Source organism: Microcoleus sp. K1-B1, assembly GCF_036704705.1.
GTDB lineage: Bacteria > Cyanobacteriota > Cyanobacteriia > Cyanobacteriales > Microcoleaceae > Microcoleus.
Genome location: NZ_JAUBSH010000011.1, coordinates 46,854 through 63,960 on the forward strand (window position 1 = coordinate 46,854; position 17,107 = coordinate 63,960).

Consider the following 17,107-nt stretch of genomic DNA (forward strand, 5'->3'; position numbering starts at 1 on the left):
ACACAGGGTTTTCAAACTTACGGGATTTTTTTATGAATACTGAGCTTCATGTGCCAAGCGACTTGCGGTTTTTAACAATTGTTGAAAATTGGTTGCTGAGCAGTTTGGAAGTAGAGCTAGGAGAGCACGTCGATTGGCCGCGTCAGTCGAATCGTTTGCGCTTGGTGTTAGCAGAAGCCTATTCTAACGTGATCCGCCATGCTCACAAAGATCAACCCAATTTGCCCGTGTTAATTCGCTTGAATTTAAAAAATAGGGATATTGGTTTAGAAATTTGGGATTACGGTAAAGGTTACGAAATGGATACTTACAATCCCCCGAGGCCGGAAGCTAAACAGGAAAGCGGCTACGGCTGGCTGATTATGAGCAGACTTATGGATCGGGTGGACTACAGTTTGCAAATAGACGGTCGCAACTGTCTCAAGTTGGAAGCGAGTTTGCCGGAAAAATCTTAATTAGTCGTTAGTCATTAGTCATTAGTCATGAGTGATTAATGATTGGCAATGCACTTTTAGACTCGCTTTGGCTGTCTGTCGCACGCGCTGCGGTGACAGCCACTTTTTCGTGCAGTATCGTCAATCGATTTTAGATTTTAGATTTTAGATTTTAGATTTTAGATTTTAGATTTTAGAATTGAAGCATTGACCCCACGGATAAATTCGGGGGCTCCTTTATCGGATACAGGTTTTTTATTTCTGGGTCCTGAGTCTGCTTTCGGAATGAATCCGGGGGCTTGTATCCTGGATGCTTTCGGTCAGCCCAAGGCGAGACTGTAAGATTGTAGGGGTACAGTCCCGATCGCACAAATACCGCAGAAACGGGATTTTTATACCGTGAGTGGCACTTCACCAAAGATTTGGAAAAAACCCGGTTTCTGCCTCATTCTGGCGATCAAGAGCCGATTAACCTGTCAATCGCACGACTTTAGCTATTATGTGCGATCGACAGGTCAAGCCAAAATAGACAATTTAAATGTGAAACAGCTTATCAAACATCAAATTTCTTATGTGACCGCAGATTTAGCAATTCTTGGGGAGAAGCTAACAGTTTGACCGTGACAGAAAGGATTTTTTGGTCAGAATTGAGCAAGAACAGCCATCCGACATTAACACCAAATGCGGAAGTTTGCACCCGGCCGCTGACCTGAACTTCTAGTTTGCCATCTTCTAAAATTTGGCTGACACCTTTCTGGGGTTCTAGCTGCATTCCTCGCGCTTCTTTTTTGAGATAAGTGGCGATCGCAATCCTGCCGATAATTGGATCTTCAAACGGGGCGTGCAGAACCCCGTCATCGGCAAATAAATTAGCCGTCGCTTCAAAATCGCCCGCGTTTAAAGTTTCAAAATATTGCAGTATCCCTGGCATTGTGATACCTGCAATCTTTATAGAGGTAGTTAAAATAGGTCGAGTTGTTGCGGTCATAAAACAAGTGATTTCAAATGAATGAGTATACTTTAATCATTCTCTTTGCCGCAGCAAATCCCTCAAAAGATATAAGTAGGGCTAGGAAAATAATTCTCCTAAAAAAGGAGGAACCGGAGAGCGTCGATCGGAGCTTTCAGAGCGATCGACCAAAATCAATATTACTTTCAAAAAATGCAAGTGTAGCCAAGCTGTAAACCCTGATACCATCAGTCATTTCCCATCCTTCAATTCTTGAATCTAAAATTTAAAATCTAAAACCTAAAATGATAGAAACCCAGACACCTAAAGGCATCTGGGTTTCTGGGCAAGTCTGTTTGACAGACCGAACCCGAATATTCTATTTACGAATCAAATTGAGCAATTCTTTAGGAGATGCCAACAAGTCGATCGCCACAAAGAAAATTTGACCTTGGGGATCGAGCAAAAACCGCCACGCAATGTTCATGCCCACATTCGATCCGAACCAGGGAGTTTCGACTTTGCCAGTGACTTTCACTTGGCGGTAGCCATCTTCAGCAGGTTCCGATACGCCTCGCTCGGGCATCATTTTCAGTCCGACGCACTCTTCGCGCATATAGTTGAGGATAGCTTCGCGACCAACGATCGGCTTTTGGAAAGGTGGTTGCAGGGCACCTTCTTCAGCAAATAAACCGACGGCTGGGGTGAAGTCGAAGGCGTTCATGTAGTCGATGTAGCTGAGCACTGTCTGCTCGCTGATACCCTCAATTTGGGTTTTCACCCGCTCTTCTGGAGCGGTGGGAGTGCTGCGGGGGGCTGAGCGTTTGCCGTACTCTTGGTTAAAAGCAGGGTCATAGCCCATGTTAACTACGGTATTCCGAAGTACGGTAATTTGCTGACCCGGATCGAGTTTTTTGATGGTTTCGAGAACTGTGGTGGCTTCGGGAGACATTTGATAGCCAGCGGGGATCGGAGCGACAATGCCCTGTTTCATCAACTGTCCCAACTCGTACCAGAAACCGAGTTTGGTGTTGACGCGCAACGAAGTGTAAATCCGGCCAATTGTTGTGTCGGCGTTGCTGGCTAGGTCAAACATGGTTTTGCTTTGAGCAGCCGGCGACATTTGCTTGATTTCGCTCAGAATTCCTTCGACAAGCGCCATGCTGGCTACTCCGGGTGCTGCTGCGGTGATGGAAACACCCATTTCGGTGTAGGCATACCAGAGCAGTGCCAGTTGGTCTTCAACGCTGAGTTTGTAGAACGCTTCCGTGGTAGCCGGCACAACGCTCGCAATCTCGGTGTTCGAGAAAATAGATTGAGCTGATTGAATACTAACTGCCATGTGTATGCTTTGGGATTTGTGGTTTTAGTGAGGTACTTGAGTTAGGGAATCTCAAGCTCTCTTGATTAAAATTATGTAACTTTTTGTTAAAAATTGCAAATATAAATTAAATATAGCTGAGTTACAAAACTATAATCAATGGTTTGGTAAATTGCGATCGCCATCACTAGACTGTGCGCCGAATTAGTTTATTTAGGAAACCAATCATTAAAATCGCTTTTATTATCATATAAAGTCACAATAGTCAATACAAAAGGTAAATATTTGCCTGGTGTCAAATGAAAACGCCAATTAGCAGCAATTTGGTTAAGCAAAAAGCCCTTGAGTTGGGATTTCACAAAGTGGGGATAGCCTCAACAGACACGGATTTTGATTTAGAAAAACAAAGATTGCAAGCTTGGCTGGACAAGGGTTATCAGGCGGATATGGCATGGATGGCAAACCCGAAACGGCAGGATATTCGATCGCTCATGCCAGAGGTGCAGTCATTAATATGTGTCGCCATCAACTACTACACACCTCACCAACGCCCCTCAAATCCCCCTTGTGAGAGGGGGGTCGAGGCAGGAGTCGAATATGCTAAAATCTCTCGCTACGGTTGGGGGCGGGATTACCACAGAATTTTGCACAAAAAACTGAAGGTTTTGGCAAATTGGGTGCGATCGCAAGGCGAGGGAATTGAAGCGCGGTACTATGCTGATACCGGGCCGATTCAGGATAAAATGTGGGCGCAGCGTGCCGGGATTGGCTGGATTGCCAAAAATGGTAATGTAATTTCGCGCGAATACGGTTCTTGGGTGTTTTTGGGCGAAATCTTAACTAATTTGGAGTTAGCGCCCGATGAGTCTCATACGGAACATTGCGGTACTTGTACTCGCTGCATTGAGGCGTGTCCGACGGGAGCAATTACTGAGCCTTTTGTGGTGAATGCCGATCGATGTATAGCCTATCACACGATCGAGAATCGAGCTGAAAAATTGCCCGACGAAATTGCATCTAATTTACAAGGTTGGGTAGCAGGCTGCGACATTTGTCAGGATGTTTGTCCTTGGAATCAGCGATTTGCTAAACCAACTGATGTGGCCGAGTTTGAGCCTTATCCTGAAAACATAGCACCGACACTTGCAGAATTAGCCGACATTTCCGACGAGGAATGGAACCGCAGATTTACCGCTTCGGCGCTGCGGCGCATTAAACCCGAAATGCTGCGGCGAAATGCCAGGGCAAATCAAATCAATAGTCATTAGTCAGCAGTCAACACTCAGCAGTCAACACTCAGCAGTCATTCGTAACAAATAACAAATGTCAGCAAATGAACCCAAAGAATACGATTCTGTTTTGGGCGGTCAAAATTTCCCTCCAATTCATGCTGCTATCTTGGGTGGCATAGCAGGAGTTAAACACCGCTTAGCAAGTCCGTCAGTTGAAGCAAGGCTGGAAGCAATCTCAGATGCCATAAACTATGGAGAAAAAGGTTTAGAAGCAGCAATTGCCGTTTTTGACGATGCTGACGAGCTGGTGCGTGCGCTCGCGGTTGCGCTGTTTGGAGCGCAAGAACAGCTAATTTTGATCAAAAAAGGTGCAGCAATTTGGAATAAATGGAGAGTGCAAAATATACTTTTATTAGGTGGTTTTGTAGACTTGAGTTCGGAAGATTTTAGCGGACTTAATTTGGCTAAAGCCAACCTCAGAGAGTCAAACTTAGCAGGAGCGAACTTTGCATCTGCCAACCTGCGAGGCGCAAAAATATTTAAAAGTAACTTGGAGGTAACTAATCTGAGAAATGCCGATTTGACCGGAGCTAACCTGAGCCGCTCCAATCTCAGCGGCGCTGATTTGCAAGCAGCTAATCTCAGTTTAGCCAACCTCCGCTCGGTTAATTTTCGCGAGGCTAATTTATCTCAAAGCATTTTGAAAAAAGCTAAACTCTGCGGGGCTGATTTGAGCGGGGCGGATTTGAGTGGTGCTGATTTGAGCGGGGCGGATTTGAGTGGTGCTGATTTGAGCGGGGTGAATTTTGCCAGAGCAAATCTGGCGGGGATTAAACTAATTAGATCTAATTTTAACGGCGGGAATTTTAAAGGGTTGGTTTTGGCCGGAGCTAATTTGCGGTGGAGTAAATTTGCAGGAGCTTGTTTTATGGGAGCTAATTTGCGCGGTGCTAATTTAGAGAGAACGGATTTGACAAATACTGATTTTTTTCAAGCAGATCTTACTGGAGCAAACCTTTGCGATGCTGATTTTAATAAAGCTACTTTGGCTGGTGCTAATCTGAGCGATGCTGTGGTGAAAAGAGCAAATTTCCTGAACGCATATCTCAGCGGAGCTACTTTGAATGGGGCTAATTTGAGCTGGTCTATTATGAAAAAAGCTAAGATCGATAATCGGGGAATTTTGGCGGGAGCTAATTGCAGCGGATGTAGCTGGACTTGATATTCTTTACAGCTAGAGAAATTGAAAATGAATAAACTGCAGCGGTGTTTTGTTTGCAAGGAGAGTTTTCGAGAGCAACATTTTTTTTACCGGGGTTTGTGTTTGAAATGCGGCGAACTTAATTTGGCAAAACGTAACCAAACTGCTAATTTGCATGGGTTATTTGCTTTGGTGACGGGAGCGAGAGTGAAAATTGGGTATGCTGTAACTTTGAGGTTGTTGAGAGCTGGTGCTGCTGTAATTTGTACTACTCGTTTTGCTCGGGATGCTGCTAGGAGATATGCTAGAGAAGCGGATTTTGCCCACTGGTGCGATCGCCTGCACGTTTACGAGTTAGATTTGCGGTATATTGCGGGGGTTGAGCGATTTGCCGAACACCTCGTCTGCTGCTATCCGCGAATTGACATTATTATCAATAATGCGGCTCAAACAATTCGCCGCCCTCCTGAATTTTACCAGCATTTGAGGGATTTTGAATCTCTGCCTTTGGAGGCTTTGCCTGCTGAGATTCAGCCGCTATTGGCGCAATCGCACTTTTTGACAGACAAGATTTATGAGGATATCCCCAAATTTTTCACAGACTCTGTTCCAAATCGCAACACTGAAATCCCCACAGTTTTTAACTTGGATCGAGAGAATCAATTATCACATTCATCTGATTTTAGTTTGTTTCCGCCCGGTATGTACGATCGCGACGGACAACAAGTGGATTTGCGCCCTTTCAACAGTTGGCTGATGAAGGATGATGAGGTGAGCATTTTGGAAATGTTGGAAGTTCACGTTATTAATGCGATCGCTCCTTTTGCGATTAACAGCAGGCTCAAACGGCTGATGAAAAAAAATCCTGAAGCTGGTGGCAAATATATTGTCAATGTGTCTTCAAAAGAAGGGCAATTTAACAGTGACAAACCTTGGCGACATCCGCATACAAATATGGCAAAAGCATCGCTGAACATGATGACTCGCACCTGCGCTTCTGAGTATGCCAAACACAAAATTTTTATGAATGCTGTCGATCCGGGATGGATTAGTTTTCAGCACCCTTACCCTCAAGTTTTAGCGATGCAGCAACGCGGCGTACAACCTCCCTTTGATGCTGTCGATGCCGCTGCGCGGATTTGCGATCCAATTTATTTGGGAGTAAATGAGGGACGCTATTTTTATGGTAAATTATTTAAAGATTATGCTGAGTCGCAGTGGTAAAAGTCATTTAATATTTTTATGGCTCTTTCCACTCCCCACCCTTGGTATCAACTTAAGACTAAATTCCTTTCATACTCTCGCTTATCTATTTGTCTTTATCCCCCTCGCATCCCCCTTAATAAGGAGGACTTTGAGAGTTCTTGTCCCACCCCCTACTCCCCTTTTTTAGGGGCGGGATAGGGGGGAGGGAGAGTCAGCTACAAGCGAGATATATAATTTAAAATTAATATGGGGTTTGATGTAAAATTTTTGCCTTAAAAAGGTATAATAAAATGGGGCAGTGTAGCTTAATGGTAAAGCAATCGCTCGACAGGCGAGAGACAACCGTTTGATTCGGTTCGCTGCCACCAGCAACGTAGTTTAAATGATAGAATTCCTTGGAGCATACCAGGAGATGCGGGTGCAAATCCCGCCGTTGCGATCATTTTTTTTGACAAGCAAGAGGTAATGGGTAATATAGAAGTGATCCCTAGTTCCTTATTTGCTATTGTCCAATGACCAAAGTAATTATTTTTGATTTTGACGGTACTTTAGCAGATACAATCGATATTCTTCTAAGCATCACCAACCGTTTGTCAGTAGAATTAGGCTTTAAATCTGCCACCAAAGAGCAAATCGCTCAACTGAGCAATTTAACTTCTTGGCAAGTCCTTCAGTATTCGGGCATTTCTATCTTCAAATTCCCGCTGCTGATTAGAATGTTGAAAGCGGAGTTACGCAGCGAAATTCCCAACATTCAATTATTTCCGGGAATTAAAGAAGTTTTACTCGATTTAAAAAAACAGGGATTTCAACTGGGCATAATCACATCTAATTCCAGAGAAAACGTCTTGGCCTCGCTGGAAACAAACGGTCTGCAAGACACTTTCACGTTTATTTACTCTGGTTCAACTTTTGGTAAACATAAAGTTATTAATAGATGGCTAAAAACCGAACATATAAAGGCTAAAGAAGTCGTTTATGTGGGAGATGAAATTAGAGATATAGAAGCTGCTCGAAAAACCGGAATTAAGGTAATTGCTGTAGCTTGGGGTTTTAATTCTCAGGAGGCTTTGGTGGCACACAATCCAGATTATTTGATTAAACGTCCCCAGGAATTGATAGAGATTATGAGTAATTTGCGGGAAGTGTAAACTGAAATTGCAAAAAGTAAGACTCGTCGGTTGAAATCTATTCTAGACAAACTCTCTTTCCACCATAGAGGGACTAAAGAATAAAATGGGTATTAAAGCCTGATTTGTTATCAGCCATATTCCCTATTATCATCTCTGTGAGTAAATTATGTTAATCTCCTTCGCCCCGTTTCAGTGCTGCTAAAACTGCTTGCTGGCTAACTGCTTGGTAGATTTTGCTAAAATGCTGCTTGAGTGCGTCAGAGGCGGGCGAGGATTTGCTAGCGCTTCCTTTTCCGTCGGTGGCGATGGGAATTGGGCCTAAGATATCTAATACTGTTTCGCTGCTGGGCGGCGGTACAATTACTACTAAAGATGATTCTAGCTGCTGATTGTATTCCCAAAAGCGATCGACCTTCGGCAATTTAGAATTCGTAGTGGGGGCATTTTCGCCGGAGTTGAGTTGGGAATTTTCCTCTCCTTGCGTACCTCGTCTTTGACGAAGTGCTGTCAAGATTTGCTCTTTAGTTCGGCCCCGCAATTGAAAGAGTACGAAGGGGTCTTCGCTGAAGCGATCGCCCAATAAGTAGTATACTGCACTGATGTGTTTGCAAGGGTTTTTGGGGTCAGGACAGCTACAGCGCGATCGAATATCTGACAAGCTTAACGGAAATAGGGTTTTGCCAGCAGCCGCAAATACATCCTCAATATTGTGTGGCATTTCTCCTGCTAGTAATTTAGCTGAAAAAACTGCTCTTTGCGACATATTTTCAATCACATAATCCCAATCTTCATCAGTCAATGTATCGAGTCCTAAAGAAACTTGATAGGGTTTTGGATCAGTTCCTTGAACTACGGCAATTACTTCTTGATTAGGAAATTTAATGCTGAGAACTTTACCTTCGCGCGCGTACTGCCAGCCGCGTTCTAACCGCTTTTTGAAGCGGTAGGTATTGATTAAATCTAACCACTGTTGTGTCCACCATTCTCTGTCAATCATTTATTTGGGAATTGGGAATTGGGCATCGGGCATTGGTAATTGGGATGTTGCATTCAGAAAGAAAAAAACAGCTATCCGTGTATTCCTGACTTCCGTGTCATGCTGTTGGGAATGGGTCATATAGCGGTTCTCAAGCTTGGTGAGGTATGCCCTATGCCCTATGCCCTATGACCGATAGCACCTCATCTTTCTGAGAAATGCTTTATTATTCTTCTTCCGTTTCTATGATAGCATTGCGATCGAGGATTAGTAAATTCCGAAGTTGGTCTGTATCGAGTTCGGTGAGCCAGTTTTCGCCGGCGCTGACAACTTGTTCGGCTAGAGCTTTTTTGCTTTCAATCATATCGTGTATTTTCTCCTCTAACGTACCTGTACAGACAAATTTGTGAACTTGCACGTTGCGGGTTTGACCGATGCGAAATACCCGGTCAGTTGCCTGATTTTCTACTGCTGGATTCCACCATCTGTCATAGTGGAAAACGTGGGTTGCTCTGGTTAAGTTCAAACCTGTGCCACCTGCTTTTAAGGATAAAATCATAATCGGCGGGCCTTGGGGGTCGTGCTGGAAGCGATCGATCATTTCTTCCCGCTGCTGTTGCCGAATTCCTCCGTACAAGAACAAAACTTCTCGCCCTAAATGCTGTTCTAGATGCGGTTTCAGGAGTTTTCCCCATTCAGCAAATTGAGTAAAAATTAAAGCCCGATCGCCCTCAGCGATCACCTCTTCTAACATTTCCACCAACCGCTGCAATTTCCCCGATTCCTGACTCTTAATCCCCAATTCTTTCGGCTTAGCTTCTGCTTTCACAAGTGCCGGATGGTTGCAAAGTTGCTTGAGTTTTACCAGCAAAGCCAGAATCATTCCCCGGCGCTGAATACCTTCGGCTGAGTCTAATTCAGCTATTGACTCTTCGACTATTTTCTGATATAATACCGCCTGTTGAGCCGCCAGGCCGCAAAATACAGTCATCTCCTGTTTTTCGGGCAAATCTTGGATGATTTCTTTGTCAGTTTTCAGGCGGCGGAGGATGAAAGGCCGAACGAGCGATCGCAAAGTCTGCAATGATTCCCTATCTCCGTATTTCTCGATCGGAATTGCAAATCGGCGCTGAAAGAAATTGCGCGGTCCCAAATAGCCAGGATTGAGAAACTCCAAAATAGACCACAATTCTTGCAGTCTATTTTCCACCGGAGTTCCCGTCAGCGCAATTTTAAAAGATGCCTCGATTTGCCGCACCGCTTGCGACTGCTTCGCCTCGGAATTTTTAATATTTTGCGCTTCATCTAAAACCAATCCTTGCCACTTAATGCCTTGAACTTCCTTCGCATCGCGAAACACCAGCGCGTAACTGGTAATTATTAAATCCTTTCCTTTAATTGCCGTCGCAAATGCTTTGCCTTTAGCGCGTTGGTCTCCGTGGTGTAGCAATACTTTCAGCGTCGGGCCGAACTTCTTGACTTCGCGTTCCCAGTTGCCCAATACCGATGTCGGACAAACCAGTAATGTCGGCCCTTCCAAGGAATCTTTTTCTTGTAAATGCAGGAGAAAAGCAATTAGCTGAACAGTATTGTGGCACAAAATATTATTGGCAACAAAATTGTGATGTTTGCCCACCTCAAAATCATAGACCCACCCACTGTACTCAAAATCCTCAATTTCTTCTATTCTGCAATAAAAGACTTCGCGATCGAGTATAAGTTGCAAATTTTCTCGGACACTATCTAGCTGCGCTACATTGAGATTTGCATAAGCCTCTAGGGTCTGATTCGTCCATTTAGAAGGCTTTAGCTGGCGGTACTCCTGTTCTGCGGAACCACCAAGCACATTTTCCATACCTGCGACCACCTTTCCCAGGCTGATGGGGGAGAACTGCTGGGAACCGTTAATATAAACAGGATTGTGCATTCGGAAATGCCGTAGCGGCAGTTTGGTCATCTCCACTGCATCGGCCACAATATCCGAAACCGGAATTCCTTCGACATTTGTATTGGCAGTAACTTCGCAAATTTTCTCTAAATTTTGCTGTTTTTCTGGATAACCGAAGCCAATTTCCTGCAAAAATATGCGCGCTGAGTTACCGCCGAAGGTACCGATATAATAGGTGCGAAAAATCCCGCTGCCCTTGGTGGCGCGTTTCTGTTTAGTGGCGATTCGCAGCCAAATTCCAAAGCGCCGCAGCAGTGTAGAAAGTTGTTGGATGATTAAAGGCGAAGCGGTGCTAATTTCGACAGTCCGCATTTTAGGAATGACAGAACCTTCAGCATCAAAGTAGTTTTTGAGAAAAATCCGAATGCTATCAAGATTGGCTTGCATGATAAATTGTGGGAAGCTTTTCTCGGCTGACAGTTTCCCCCACTCGTAGCCTTTAGACTCAAGAAAGCTTTGGTACGATCGACTGCATACAACCAAGTCTGCTGCTATCTGCTTAGCACGAGTACGAACAGCAGGATTATTGATTTTTACTCCATACTTTTCGCTGATCCGGTGCAGTGCGACACGTAACTCTTCCAGAACTGTCGCATCTTTTTGTGCGATCGAGAGTACAGCTCGATCGCGCTGCTCATATCCCTCAGCAATCTGCCAAGCCAGAAACTTGACCAAATCGGGATCTTCCGGCTTTCCTTCCCAATACAATTTAGCAGGAACGCAAACATAATCTCCAACCTTGAGGTCATTAGTCCAGCCATCGCGTCCTAACAATTTGTGGCGGCGGGTAATTGTGATGCTGCTACCATCTTGTAGTTTGATGGTTCGCAACTTTTCTTGCACTTGCTGGCGGTAAAGTCGTCGAATAGTCGCCTGTACAATTTTGCCTGTTTCCTGATTTATGGAATTTACCAGTAATTGCTCGTTAGGTTCAGACCAAAAGCCCTCACCGTCGAATTCTGTTTTTCCGGCATAAGTTTCCCATATTTTTTCAGCTTTTTGTAAAAAGCCATTGACAAAAAGCAAAGTTTGTGGTAAAGCGCATTTACCAGTTCCCATATCGTCCGCGAGACAAGCACCCAAACCCCAGCGTTCTAAGAATGCTAACCAGCCTGCTCCTAGGGCTTGATAAGGCCGCAATTGTCCTCGGAAACTAGCCGGAGTTGCGATCGCACTTACGGCTTGATTATCGCTCAAAGTATTCAACAATTCCTGAAGTTGACCCGTAGCCTCAAAATTCACCACAGGCAATTTTTCGATCGTCTGAGTATCGCCCGACGCCAAACGCAAAGCATCCTCCAAAGAAAGAGTCATTTGCTCTTTGCGGCTGGCAAAAAAAGTTTGAGCCGCTTTCACATCCGGCGCGCGCAACTCCACCCACTCGCCGTTAATTTCCACCAAAGGCGAATTCAACGCGATCAATCTGTCAAATTCTGCCTTAGAAATGCGCTGTCCGCCGATCGTCAATTCCCACTTAAAATTTAGCAGACTTTGCAATCCCAACCCGCCTTTCGCCGGAGTCACTTTCGGAGTTTCCGCTTGAATGCTCAAACCCAAACGACTCGCCCAACCATCCGTCTTTGTCAAACTCGGCGGCAAAACTACGCCCAACCCGCTATCAGCAAACCGCCAAGCTACAGACTTAATAAACTCGTAAGCTTGCAGGGGATTTAATTGGCAAGATTGAGGCCGCTGTGCTTGCAAACTCGGTTCAATTAACGGATAAAGTTTCGAGGCTAAACCCAAGCCGCTGAGCAAAGTTTCTTGAGGCAATTCTATTGTCCGCCCCGCATAAGCCAAACGCTCGACTGAGTTGTTCCAAACAGTTGTCGCATCCACCAAAAATTCGTTTTCATCTGCTGCTTGCAAGCAATAATTTAAATTCCAGTTGGCTTTACCCGGAGATGGCGGTATGAGTTGAAAGCAAGTGCGAAATTGACTTTGTTGAGATAATTGGTTTTGCAGCGGTGCAGTCCAAGCACTCAGCTTGGTTGCCAAATTTTCCAATGCTGCTGATTCTACTTGAACTATCCCAGATTCCTGCTGCAAAGCTTGCAGCCAGTCGCGCACAGGAGAAACTGCTTTGATGTCTAAAGTAGAGCTACCAGCCCATCGCACTTGACTATCTACAATACTACTCAAAAAGCCTAACACCAATTCCTCCGCCCCCATCGGCAAATCCACCGCTAAAGGCAATTGACTCGATTCTTCTTCCTTTTCCCCTCTTCCTTCTTCCTTCTTCCTTCTTCCTTCTTCCTTCTTCTGATATGTTCTGCAAGCAGTCGGCATTTGCTTGACAAAAGTGGCGAGGCGGAGTGTATCTGTAGAACTATCTAACAACGGTTGCCATTTAGCAATAGCAGAACCGTCCGACTGTTTCTCCAATCCAGGCAAAAATTTGCATCTTGCCAACAAATCCAAACTCCACCTAGCAATATGAGACCAAAAACGCAAATCTGAGCCGACAAATGAGTCTAGTTCTGTGCTATTAAGCGGTAGTGATTGCAAGAAAACAAAAGCTGCTTGAGGGTTGAGACAAAAACCCTCGACTTGCCAGGGATAAAGGTAAATTTCCTCGGTTTTAGCGGGTTCCTCAAGTGCTGCTGCTGAGTGCTGCGGCATCAGAGTTGTGTTCGATTCTGAGATTTGGGTGGGAAGTGCGATCGCCCGAATTTCCCTTTTAATTGAGGAGTTGGGTGGGCTAATTTCTTCGTTGGGAGTTTTGGGCGATCGCCTAGTTTTTTTGCTTTTTTCCGGTGGAGTTTCTGCGGTTTCCGGTAATTGCCAATCCAGTTTTCCCGACTGCTGCAAGGAATTGAGGAAATTCTTAAATTCCGCTTCGGTCATTGCTAAGGGATGCGGTAAACTTGTCCCCGATTCTATGATTTCAATTGCCTCAAGCTTTCGCCAAGTTTCTCCCCAAATAAATAAGCAACTTTTTTCATTATCTAGGAGCCAACTGCCGTGTAAAATTGCCATCTTTTTTACCCTGATATTTGTATTTAAGTGCGAGGTTGACTACAGCATTTATATGGGCTTTATGAAAATTTTATTTAAAACAAACCAAGGAAATTTTGACCGAGATAGGAATTAGGTAGAACCTGTATATTTAGGTACTTATGGCACACCTTACCGCTTATTCCCTGACCTAGATAACTAAATCCCTCTTCCTTCTTCCTTCTTCCTTCAACGTCCCAATTCCCAAACGAAAATTGATCGTACCATCTATGGAAGGCGTTTAGCGGACGATCGACCGGAGAATCGACCCCAAGCAGCAAAAAATAACTTCGAGTATATAGCGGTTCTCAAGCGTGGTGAGGTATCGGGGCGAGTCCTATGCCGATGCCCGATGCCCGATGCCCAATGCCCGCGAGAGTACCTCATGTTACTGAGAAAGGCTATAAATGCTCATAAGCCAGACGCAGACAGTCGATCGCGAGGCGATTATCCCTGTCTTTTGGCGTCGGACTCTCAAACATCCTGTGGTAATGTTACGATCCCGACAGAGAAAGAATGTGGTAGATAAGGAAGCAGTGCTACATGGTAGAGATAGACAAGTCAATATCCTTCGATGGACGGGATATTAGACTGAAGATTGGTTTACTAGCGCCTCAAGCAGGCGGTGCAGTTTTGATTCAGTCGGGTGACACGGCGGTTTTGGTGACAGCGACTCGATCGCAGGGGAGAGAAGGAATTGATTTCCTGCCCCTGTTGGTGGATTACGAAGAGAGACTCTACGCTGGCGGTAAAATTCCCGGTGGATTTTTGCGAAGGGAAGGGCGTCCCCCGGAAAAAGTGACTTTGACTGGCCGTTTGATCGATCGACCGCTGCGTCCGCTATTTCCAAGCTGGCTGCGAGATGACATCCAAGTTGTAGCCACAACGGTTTCGATGGACGAACAAGTGCCACCAGACGTTTTGGCGGTGACGGGGGCTTCGGTGGCGATACTGCTGGCGAAAATGCCGTTTTACGGGCCGATGGCTGCAGTGCGAGTCGGTTTGGTAGGGGACGATTTCATCATCAACCCCACCTACAGCGAAATCAAAGAAGGCGAGTTGGATCTCGTGGTAGCTGGTTCTCCTGACGGAGTAATCATGGTAGAAGCCGGCGCTAACCAATTGCCGGAACAGGATATCATCGAGGCGATCGACTTCGGCTATGAAGCAGCCTGTGACTTAATTCAAGCCCAGCGCGAAATTATGGCCGAATTGGGCATCGATTTGGTGGTAGAGGAACGGCCATCGCAAGATTCGGCCCTGGAAACCTTCATTCGCGATCGCGCCCAAGAACCCATCCGCATCATTTTGTCAAGATTTGAAAAAGACAAAACAATACGGAATGCAGCATTGGACGAAGTTAAGGCAAATGAAGTCGAAGCTGCGATCGCCGAACTCCCGGAAGAGGACCCGGTAAAAGTAGCGGCCACCGCCAACAGCAAGGCGATCGGCAACGTTTTCAAAGACGTTACCAAAAAAATGATGCGGAAGCAGATCCTCGAAGATGGCATCCGCGTAGACGGTCGCAAGCTAGACGAGGTGCGACCCGTTTCTTGTCGCGTAGGCGTGCTGCCGTCGCGAGTACACGGCTGTGCGTTGTTTAATCGGGGCTTGACTCAAGTGTTGTCCGCAGCTACCCTGGGAACCCCAGGCGACGCCCAAGACTTAGGAGACGACTTGCACCCGCAGCAAGACAAACGCTACCTCCACCACTACAATTTCCCCCCGTTTTCCGTGGGAGAAACCAAGCCGATGCGATCGCCCGGAAGGCGAGAAATCGGTCACGGAGCCCTTGCAGAACGCGCTTTACTGCCCGTTTTGCCATCCAAAGAAGATTTCCCCTACGTGATTCGCGTAGTTTCAGAAATCCTTTCTTCCGACGGTTCCACCTCAATGGGTTCAGTTTGCGCCTCAACGCTAGCATTAATGGATGCAGGCGTTCCCCTTTCCCAACCCGTCAGCGGCGCGGCAATGGGCTTAATTAAAGAAGGCGATGAAGTCCGAATTTTGACTGACATTCAGGCAATTGAAGACTTTTTAGGCGACATGGACTTCAAAGTAGCCGGTACCGACACCGGGATTACTGCTTTGCAGATGGACATGAAAATCAAAGGTTTACCCTTAGATGTGATTGCCACCGCCATCCGCCAAGCCAAACCGGCCAGACTGCACATTTTAGAAAGAATGCTGTCAACCATCGACACTCCCCGCAAGGAAATGTCGCCGTTTGCACCGCGTTTGCTAACCCTGAAAATCGATCCAGAATTTATCGGTTTGGTAATTGGGCCTGGTGGCAAAACGATCAAAGCCATCACCGAAGAAACCGGTGTCAAAATTGACATCGAAGACGACGGAACCGTGACAATTGCTGGCAACGACAGCGAAAAAGCTCAGCGGGCTTACAACATTGTCCAAGGCATGACGCGCAAGTTGAATGCAGGAGACGTGTATGTCGGGCGCGTAACTCGAATTATTCCGATCGGCGCTTTTGTGGAAATTTTGCCCGGAAAAGAAGGAATGATTCACATTTCCCAGTTAGCGGACTACCGCGTTGGGAAAGTGGAAGACGAGTTAGCTGTGAACGATGAAGTGATTGTCAAAGTGCGAGAAATTGACAATAAAGGTCGAATTAATTTGACCCGCTTGAATATTCATCCCGACGAAGCGGTAGCCGCCCGCGAAGCGCTGAATAAATAGTTTACGGTTGGTAATTGGTAATTACTTATAGAGTAATTGCTAATTGCTAATTGGTAACTCGTGATTAGTAATTGCTAATTGCTAATTGAGATTAAATCTGATTGTTTCAGATTGATTTGGGAGTAGGTGCGCGACAGCGACAGATCGACAAAAGTGCGATCGGCTGTAGAAGTTAATAAAGTCGCGCACTTTACCCTCGGCGGTTGAAACCGCAACTACATAAATGAAGTCCCAGCAGAGGGGGACTGAATAAAATATAAAGTATGCTTAGATAGTTACTATAAAGGATATGATCTAGGCTTGTAAACCGCAGACATCGCAGGTGAAAATAGCAGGTGGGATTTTCATCAGCGTCTGTAGAAAAACGCAGATAAAGATGACATTAAGACCTCGCTACGATCCAGACGAGAATATTAGCCGTCATAGTGCAACTGATCCAGAGAAATGCGATCAAATGGCCAAGCGTCAGGGATGGGAATTAATCCGATGGGAAAAAACAAACGATTCGATACTTAAGGTTGATTGTGTCTTTGAAGGGTTGACAGAGTTTCCACCGAGTCCATACGAACCCGAACACGAGAGAAAGGAATAAATCAATGCCAAAACGGTTGATCATTTTCAAAACAGAATCGCTTTCTTCCCCTGGATGGGAGGAGAGATTGCTTTCCCATACAGGTGCTCTCACGAGTATCCTAGCAGAACACTACGACTACTCAAACAAACCTCTGCCTAAAACGGGCGATCGCCTGCGAAACTTTGGCCAATTTAAGGAGAGTGCAGATCCTAAATCCCCTGCTGCGAGCACTCACGTTCGCTGGGGAGATTGGGAGGTTTCGCGCGTAGAGGAGTACAGGCCTGAAATTCCGAATGCTGAATACGACTGTTTAGCGGTGTGCTACTGTTGCTACTCACCTATTGATCCCGAATGGAAAGAATTGCCGAAGATTCAAGTTTCCCAACTGCAAAAACATTAAAAAAACATAATATCCAGATGCCCGACTTCTTGAAAAAGT

General features: G+C 45.5%; 13 protein-coding genes and 1 tRNA gene. 9 read left to right on the top strand and 5 right to left on the bottom strand.

Annotated features, from left to right (window positions below; all coding sequences use genetic code 11):
• The first annotated feature begins 32 nt into the window (after positions 1–32).
• On the top strand, positions 33–455 hold the full coding sequence (locus tag QUA83_RS05995; protein ID WP_015177027.1) for an ATP-binding protein: 423 nt from the start codon (positions 33–35) through the stop codon (positions 453–455).
• 532 nt (positions 456–987) lie between these two features.
• Here the strand turns inward: QUA83_RS05995 and QUA83_RS06000 are convergent.
• The 3 genes from QUA83_RS06000 to QUA83_RS06010 all read right to left on the bottom strand — a co-directional run bounded on the left by QUA83_RS06000 (position 988) and on the right by QUA83_RS06010 (position 2,725).
• Positions 988–1,422 carry a nuclear transport factor 2 family protein gene (locus tag QUA83_RS06000; protein WP_333292098.1) on the bottom strand — a complete coding sequence of 145 codons (435 nt, stop codon included), beginning with the start codon at positions 1,420–1,422 and terminating at the stop codon, positions 988–990.
• Between the two features lie 81 nt (positions 1,423–1,503).
• Complete coding sequence (locus tag QUA83_RS06005; protein ID WP_333292099.1) at positions 1,504–1,632, bottom strand: hypothetical protein; 129 nt, start codon at positions 1,630–1,632, stop codon at positions 1,504–1,506.
• 130 nt (positions 1,633–1,762) lie between these two features.
• A complete protein-coding gene (locus QUA83_RS06010; protein WP_333292100.1) occupies positions 1,763–2,725 on the bottom strand; it encodes an orange carotenoid protein N-terminal domain-containing protein in 963 nt (320 codons plus the stop codon).
• A gap of 278 nt (positions 2,726–3,003) precedes the next feature.
• Here QUA83_RS06010 and queG point away from each other — a divergent pair, with 278 nt between their 5' ends.
• The 5 genes from queG to QUA83_RS06035 all read left to right on the top strand — a co-directional run bounded on the left by queG (position 3,004) and on the right by QUA83_RS06035 (position 7,494).
• Positions 3,004–3,972, top strand: a complete 969-nt coding sequence (gene queG / locus QUA83_RS06015) for a tRNA epoxyqueuosine(34) reductase QueG (protein WP_333292101.1) — start codon at positions 3,004–3,006, stop codon at positions 3,970–3,972.
• Between the two features lie 55 nt (positions 3,973–4,027).
• On the top strand, positions 4,028–5,158 hold the full coding sequence (locus QUA83_RS06020) for a pentapeptide repeat-containing protein (protein ID WP_333292102.1): 1,131 nt from the start codon (positions 4,028–4,030) through the stop codon (positions 5,156–5,158).
• Positions 5,159–5,185: 27 nt separating this feature from the next.
• Entirely contained in the window at positions 5,186–6,361 is a 1,176-nt protein-coding gene (locus QUA83_RS06025; protein ID WP_333292103.1) for an SDR family NAD(P)-dependent oxidoreductase, read from the top strand.
• Positions 6,362–6,637: 276 nt separating this feature from the next.
• Positions 6,638–6,711: transfer RNA gene (locus QUA83_RS06030), tRNA-Val, on the top strand.
• Positions 6,712–6,855: 144 nt separating this feature from the next.
• The gene (locus QUA83_RS06035; RefSeq protein WP_333292104.1) at positions 6,856–7,494 is read left to right on the top strand and encodes an HAD-IA family hydrolase; all 639 of its coding nucleotides are present in this window, start codon (positions 6,856–6,858) and stop codon (positions 7,492–7,494) included.
• A gap of 151 nt (positions 7,495–7,645) precedes the next feature.
• Here QUA83_RS06035 and QUA83_RS06040 read toward each other — a convergent pair whose 3' ends face one another.
• Together QUA83_RS06040 and QUA83_RS06045 are read right to left on the bottom strand one after the other, a co-directional pair.
• Entirely contained in the window at positions 7,646–8,473 is an 828-nt protein-coding gene (locus QUA83_RS06040; protein WP_333292105.1) for an SWIM zinc finger family protein, read from the bottom strand.
• Between the two features lie 205 nt (positions 8,474–8,678).
• Entirely contained in the window at positions 8,679–13,379 is a 4,701-nt protein-coding gene (locus QUA83_RS06045) for an SNF2-related protein (RefSeq protein WP_333292106.1), read from the bottom strand.
• A 561-nt stretch (positions 13,380–13,940) separates the two neighbouring features.
• Between QUA83_RS06045 and QUA83_RS06050 the strand changes: the two genes are divergently transcribed.
• The 3 genes from QUA83_RS06050 to QUA83_RS06060 all read left to right on the top strand — a co-directional run bounded on the left by QUA83_RS06050 (position 13,941) and on the right by QUA83_RS06060 (position 17,068).
• Positions 13,941–16,094, top strand: a complete 2,154-nt coding sequence (locus tag QUA83_RS06050; RefSeq protein WP_333097397.1) for a polyribonucleotide nucleotidyltransferase — start codon at positions 13,941–13,943, stop codon at positions 16,092–16,094.
• Positions 16,095–16,470: 376 nt separating this feature from the next.
• Positions 16,471–16,686 carry a hypothetical protein gene (locus tag QUA83_RS06055; RefSeq protein WP_333225325.1) on the top strand — a complete coding sequence of 72 codons (216 nt, stop codon included), beginning with the start codon at positions 16,471–16,473 and terminating at the stop codon, positions 16,684–16,686.
• A 4-nt stretch (positions 16,687–16,690) separates the two neighbouring features.
• On the top strand, positions 16,691–17,068 hold the full coding sequence (locus tag QUA83_RS06060) for a hypothetical protein (RefSeq protein ID WP_333292107.1): 378 nt from the start codon (positions 16,691–16,693) through the stop codon (positions 17,066–17,068).
• The last annotated feature ends 39 nt before the right edge of the window (positions 17,069–17,107 follow it).

What these genes read in the sequence shown, in the direction of transcription:
- QUA83_RS05995 (WP_015177027.1), top strand. Translation starts at nt 33, where the DNA reads ATGAATACTGAGCTTCATGTGCCAAGCGACTTGCGGTTTTTAACAATT.
- QUA83_RS06000 (WP_333292098.1), bottom strand. Translation starts at nt 1,422, where the DNA reads ATGACCGCAACAACTCGACCTATTTTAACTACCTCTATAAAGATTGCA.
- QUA83_RS06005 (WP_333292099.1), bottom strand. Translation starts at nt 1,632, where the DNA reads ATGGTATCAGGGTTTACAGCTTGGCTACACTTGCATTTTTTGAAAGTA.
- QUA83_RS06010 (WP_333292100.1), bottom strand. Translation starts at nt 2,725, where the DNA reads ATGGCAGTTAGTATTCAATCAGCTCAATCTATTTTCTCGAACACCGAG.
- queG (WP_333292101.1), top strand. Translation starts at nt 3,004, where the DNA reads ATGAAAACGCCAATTAGCAGCAATTTGGTTAAGCAAAAAGCCCTTGAG.
- QUA83_RS06020 (WP_333292102.1), top strand. Translation starts at nt 4,028, where the DNA reads ATGTCAGCAAATGAACCCAAAGAATACGATTCTGTTTTGGGCGGTCAA.
- QUA83_RS06025 (WP_333292103.1), top strand. Translation starts at nt 5,186, where the DNA reads ATGAATAAACTGCAGCGGTGTTTTGTTTGCAAGGAGAGTTTTCGAGAG.
- QUA83_RS06035 (WP_333292104.1), top strand. Translation starts at nt 6,856, where the DNA reads ATGACCAAAGTAATTATTTTTGATTTTGACGGTACTTTAGCAGATACA.
- QUA83_RS06040 (WP_333292105.1), bottom strand. Translation starts at nt 8,473, where the DNA reads ATGATTGACAGAGAATGGTGGACACAACAGTGGTTAGATTTAATCAAT.
- QUA83_RS06045 (WP_333292106.1), bottom strand. Translation starts at nt 13,379, where the DNA reads ATGGCAATTTTACACGGCAGTTGGCTCCTAGATAATGAAAAAAGTTGC.
- QUA83_RS06050 (WP_333097397.1), top strand. Translation starts at nt 13,941, where the DNA reads ATGGTAGAGATAGACAAGTCAATATCCTTCGATGGACGGGATATTAGA.
- QUA83_RS06055 (WP_333225325.1), top strand. Translation starts at nt 16,471, where the DNA reads ATGACATTAAGACCTCGCTACGATCCAGACGAGAATATTAGCCGTCAT.
- QUA83_RS06060 (WP_333292107.1), top strand. Translation starts at nt 16,691, where the DNA reads ATGCCAAAACGGTTGATCATTTTCAAAACAGAATCGCTTTCTTCCCCT.